Origin of the sequence: Staphylococcus arlettae, assembly GCF_002902345.1 — a bacterium.
GTDB lineage: Bacteria > Bacillota > Bacilli > Staphylococcales > Staphylococcaceae > Staphylococcus > Staphylococcus arlettae.
The window spans coordinates 1-3,935 of record NZ_PPQB01000022.1 but is presented as its reverse complement, the minus strand read 5'-3'; the positions used below and the strand labels follow the sequence as shown (position 1 = coordinate 3,935).

The 3,935-nt window shown below is 36.2% G+C and carries 4 protein-coding genes; all 4 read left to right on the top strand.

Annotated elements, in window-relative coordinates; genetic code table 11:
* Positions 1 to 163: 163 nt before the first annotated feature.
* The 4 genes from CD036_RS10170 to recR all read left to right on the top strand — a co-directional run bounded on the left by CD036_RS10170 (position 164) and on the right by recR (position 3,485).
* The gene (locus CD036_RS10170) at positions 164 to 697 is read left to right on the top strand and encodes a GNAT family N-acetyltransferase (protein WP_021459290.1); all 534 of its coding nucleotides are present in this window, start codon (positions 164 to 166) and stop codon (positions 695 to 697) included.
* A gap of 56 nt (positions 698 to 753) precedes the next feature.
* Complete coding sequence (gene dnaX / locus CD036_RS10165) at positions 754 to 2,478, top strand: DNA polymerase III subunit gamma/tau (protein WP_021459289.1); 1,725 nt, start codon at positions 754 to 756, stop codon at positions 2,476 to 2,478.
* Between the two features lie 88 nt (positions 2,479 to 2,566).
* A complete protein-coding gene (locus CD036_RS10160) occupies positions 2,567 to 2,884 on the top strand; it encodes a YbaB/EbfC family nucleoid-associated protein (protein ID WP_002510514.1) in 318 nt (105 codons plus the stop codon).
* A 4-nt stretch (positions 2,885 to 2,888) separates the two neighbouring features.
* Positions 2,889 to 3,485, top strand: coding sequence for a recombination mediator RecR (recR, locus tag CD036_RS10155; protein ID WP_002510513.1), 597 nt, complete (start codon positions 2,889 to 2,891; stop codon positions 3,483 to 3,485).
* The last annotated feature ends 450 nt before the right edge of the window (positions 3,486 to 3,935 follow it).

Here is a 3,935-nt window from a genome sequence, read left to right as displayed (position 1 = left end):
GCTTTTTTCAACGCTAGTCATCCTTGCCGGGGTGGGACGACGAAATCATTTTTTTCAAAATCAGATTTCTGTCCCACTCCCTTTTATTCATTAGCTAATATATAGGTATATCGAAAGAAATAGTGTAGTATGTACATAAAAGATAGCTGTACGGAGGGAAGATATGCAGATATATTTAAGTACTTTAACTGAAAGTGATTATGAAGCAAGTTTACAAACAATAGTAGAAGCCTTTCAAGATGTGTCAGAATCCAACCACGATGAACAAGAATTAGTAAAACGTATTCGTAGTGACGCAAATTATAATTATGAGCTTGAAGTCGTAGCTAAAAATGATGATGGTGAAGTGGTAGGGCATATTCTATTATCGGAGATTAAAATTGTGAGTGAACAAGCAACTTATACCGCATTAGCGTTAGCACCACTAGCTGTATTAAAACCTTATCGCAACCAAGGTATTGGTAAAGCTTTAGTTCAAGCAGGCGAAGAACGGGCTGCTGCTCAAGGCTATGATACAATTATTGTACTAGGTGAGCCAGATTACTATGGACGTTTAGGATATGAGGAAGCGGAACAATATAGTATTTATTCACCATTTGAAGTACCATCAGCTTATTTTATGGTGAAGTTTATCGCGGAAAATAAGCAGACAACACCACGAGGTAAAGTCGTTTATTCAGATGCATTTAATGGATAGCCATGAAAGAAAGTTCAATGATATAATAATGAACGGATGTAAATGGAGGTGCGAAAGTGAATTATCAAGCTTTATATAGAATGTTTAGACCGCAAGCGTTTAGTGACGTAGTAGGTCAAACACACGTCACCAAAACATTACGCAATGCTATCTCTAAACAAAAGCAATCTCACGCTTATATATTCAGTGGCCCGAGAGGTACAGGTAAAACGAGTATTGCAAAAGTGTTTGCGAAAGCAATCAACTGTGAACATAATGATGATGGTGAGCCGTGTAATGAATGTGCGATCTGTACAGGTATTACACAAGGTACCAATTCAGATGTTATTGAGATTGATGCGGCGAGTAACAATGGTGTAGATGAAATACGAAATATTAGAGATAAAGTAAAATATGCTCCAAGTGAATCACAGTATAAAGTTTACATTATCGATGAGGTTCACATGTTAACGACAGGTGCCTTCAATGCATTATTAAAAACACTCGAAGAGCCTCCAGCGCATGCGATATTTATTTTGGCTACAACAGAGCCGCATAAAATACCACCTACAATTATTTCACGTGCGCAGCGTTTTGATTTCAAGGCTATTAATGAAGAAGAAATCGTAGAGCGCTTGAAATTTGTTGCTGAAGAACAAGAAATTGATTATGACGACGAAGCACTTACTTTCATTGCTAAAACTTCTGAAGGTGGTATGCGAGATGCGCTGAGTATCATGGACCAAGCGATAGCCTTTGGAGATGAACACTTGACGCTTCAAGATGCACTGAATGTGACAGGAAGTGTTGATGAGGCTTCATTAAACCAATTATTCACAGAAATAATTGATGGCGATGTTAAATCAGCTTTTACTACGTATCACCAGTTTGTATCTGATGGTAAAGAGGTCAATCGTTTGATTAACGATATGATTTATTTTGTGCGTGATACTATAATGAATAAAACTTCTGAATCAACTGTAGAATATGACGCGTTAATGGGCTTTGAGTTAGAAACTTTATATCAAATGATTGATGTGATTAATGATACTTTAGTGTCGATACGTTTCAGCGTGAATCAAAATGTACATTTCGAAGTACTGTTGGTGAAATTATCAGAGATGATTAAAGGACAAGCTACTACTGTGCAACACGTGGCGACAACAAGTGTAGCAGCTGAACCAAATAACGATGTGTTATTACAACGAATGGAACAGTTAGAAAATGAATTGAAAACATTGAAAGCCCAAGGCGTAGCAACTGCTACCTCTGCACAACCAACTAAAAAGCAAGCACCGAGTAGAGGGGCACAATCTAAAAATGCTTTCTCTATGCAACAAATAGCTAAAGTGTTAGATAAAGCGAATAAAGATGATATCAAACTCTTAAAAGGTCATTGGGAAGAAGTTGTGGATCATGCCAAAACGAATGATATGAAATCACTCGTAAGTCTATTGCAAAATTCAGAGCCGGTAGCGGCAAGTGAAACACATGTACTGATTAAATTCGAAGAAGAAATACATTGTGAAATTGTAAATAAAGATGATGATAAAAGGGCTAATATTGAAAATGTAGTCTGCAACATCATAGATAAAACAGTCAAAGTAGTAGGTGTACCTTCTGATCAATGGATGCGTGTACGCTCTGAGTATCTACAAAATAGAAAGTCCGGACAATCTGACGAAACAACAAGTTCTGTAGAAGGTGAACATACAGCTGATACGTCAGAGGAAGTAGACGTCGTTCAAAAAGCAAAAGACTTATTTGGCGAAAATACAGTCAATGTTATTGACGAAGAGTGATACATGACAATAAATACAAAGGCATGTATAATATTAGGAAAGCATAATTATATAAATTATAATTAATACACTAAGGAGGATATACATTATGCGCGGTGGCGGAAATATGCAACAAATGATGAAACAAATGCAAAAAATGCAGAAGAAAATGGGCGAAGAACAAGAAAAGTTAAAAGAAGAACGCGTTGAAGGTACAGCAGGAGGCGGCATGGTTACTGTTACTGTAACAGGCCATAAAGAAGTTGTAGACGTGGTTATCAAAGAAGAAGCGGTTGATCCAGACGATGTAGAAATGTTACAAGACTTAGTGATTGCTGCTACGAATGAAGCTATGAATAAAGCAGATGAGTTAACTCAAGAACGCTTAGGCAAACACACTCAAGGCTTAAACATCCCTGGAATGTGATCCCATGCATTATCCTGAACCGATTTCTAAACTGATTGACAGTTTCATGAAACTGCCAGGCATTGGCCCTAAAACGGCACAACGTCTGGCATTTCATGTATTAGATATGAAAGAAGACGACGTTGTACAATTTGCAAAAGCGTTAGTAGATGTAAAAAGAGAATTAACTTATTGTAGTGAATGTGGCCATATCACAGAACAAGACCCATGTTATATTTGTCAAGATAAACAGCGAGATAGAACAATTATCTGTGTAGTAGAAGATGATAAAGATGTAATCGCTATGGAAAAAATGCGTGAATATAAAGGTCTATACCATGTTTTACATGGTTCGATATCTCCGATGGATGGCATTGGACCAGAAGATATTAATATCCCAACATTAATTAATCGTTTAAAAGACGAAGGTGTGACAGAATTGATTTTAGCGATGAATCCAAACTTAGAAGGTGAATCTACAGCGATGTATATCTCTCGTTTAGTGAAACCTATTGGCATAAAAGTTACAAGACTAGCCCAAGGATTATCTGTGGGCGGAGATTTAGAATACGCTGATGAAGTCACTTTATCCAAAGCGATAATGGGACGAACAGAAATGTAAATAGCTGTTTATAATAGAGAGAACTGGTTTAGACATCGTCCTTTTTCAGGATGATGTCTTTTTTGTAAAAAAGTTTAAAAAACTTTAAAGTTTGGTTTTTATGCATTGTTAGTGTTTAAGGTTCAGCTTTTTTTAACAATGTAACGGGAAAAAGCGTACTAAATATAAGAAAAGAGAATATAAGTTTGTTTATTGGTTACTTGATGCTGATGACAATGGAGAGAAGTGTAAATTTTACTGTTGTCGATATGCTTGAAACCCTGTATAGTATTTACTTGTCGAGCGAAACAACACGACAACAACACAAATTAACATTCAAAATTAATTCTAAAAAGTTGTTGACTTAATAAGGATTAAAGAGTATAATTAATTCTTGTGTTCGAAAAAACTTGAACGAATGAACATTGAAAACTGAATCGCAATATGTCAACGTTAATTCCAAACGCAACG

What these genes read in the sequence shown, in the direction of transcription:
- CD036_RS10170 (WP_021459290.1), top strand. Translation starts at nt 164, where the DNA reads ATGCAGATATATTTAAGTACTTTAACTGAAAGTGATTATGAAGCAAGT.
- CD036_RS10160 (WP_002510514.1), top strand. Translation starts at nt 2,567, where the DNA reads ATGCGCGGTGGCGGAAATATGCAACAAATGATGAAACAAATGCAAAAA.
- recR (WP_002510513.1), top strand. Translation starts at nt 2,889, where the DNA reads ATGCATTATCCTGAACCGATTTCTAAACTGATTGACAGTTTCATGAAA.